Source organism: Methylobacterium iners (assembly GCF_022179305.1).
GTDB lineage: Bacteria > Pseudomonadota > Alphaproteobacteria > Rhizobiales > Beijerinckiaceae > Methylobacterium > Methylobacterium iners.
Map to the genome: position 1 here is coordinate 1 of NZ_BPQP01000011.1, position 1,011 is coordinate 1,011.

Genomic DNA, 1,011 nt, shown 5'->3' on the forward strand with positions numbered 1-1,011 from the left:
GTTCTGACGGGTCGCGGCGGAGAGCGTGACGTTGGCAGCCATGATCGGAGATCCGTCTCAGGTGAGATACCGTTAGGCTTAATGAAACATGAGGTTACTTATTTTTGGTTAAGGCTTTCCGAAGCATAGCGATCTAACGGCATTCCGCCTTGCGCGAGGCGTTGTTGTCGAGCCGAGGCGATTGGGCGAACGAAAAAGCGGCCGGGGCATCGCCCCGGCCGCCTTGTTTTTCTTGATGGCTCTTCCGGCTTAGCGGAGGAGCTGGAGGATGCCCTGCTGGGCCTGGTTGGCCAGCGAAAGCGCCGAGATACCCAGCGACTGACGGGTGGTCAGCGCCTGGGAGTTCGCAGCCTCCTCGTTCAGATCGGCGTCGGTGAGCTTGGAGGCGCCGGTGTCGAGCACGTTGATCAGCTGCTTGGTGAAGTCCTGGCGGTTCTGCACCACCGACAGGTTCGAGCCGAAGGTCGAGGCCTGCGAGCGGAGGGTCGAGGCGGCGGAGGTCAGCGTCGTCAGCGTCGTGTTGATGTTGGCATCGAGCAGGAAGTCGCCCCTGCCGTCCGCCGTGGCACCCGAGTCCTTGGTGATCGCCTTGAGGTCAAGGCCGCCGGAGGTTGCGTCGACGCCCTGGATGTCGAGGTTGGAGGTGTTCTTCTCATTGAAGGCGATGGACAGCTTGTTGGTTGCCGCGCTGCTGGAGAGCAGGTTGACGCCGTTGAAACTGGCATCCCTGGCGAGCTGGTCGATCTGGGTCAGCAGGTTGTTATACTGCTTGGCCAGGTTGGCCCGCTCCTTGACGCCGCTGACGGTCAGATCGCCGCTCAGGCCAGCCGCCTGTGTGGTGCCGTACTTAGCTGCCGGCGCAGAGCCGGACGCGAAGCCGAGCGAGGTCTGATCGATCTGCGCGGCGAACTCGATGTCGGCGCTGCCGTTGAGCACGATCTTCGTGCCGGTCGCGTCCTTGGTGAAGGCGTTGCCCGCTCCAAGATCCTTGACGGCAGCGTTCAGCTTCGT

General features: G+C 62.5%; 1 protein-coding gene. It reads right to left on the reverse strand.

Annotated features, from left to right (window positions below):
• Positions 1 to 249 precede the first annotated feature (249 nt).
• On the reverse strand, positions 250 to 1,011 hold a 762-nt coding region (locus tag MFF55_RS03960), incomplete at its 5' end, for a flagellin (RefSeq protein ID WP_283206698.1).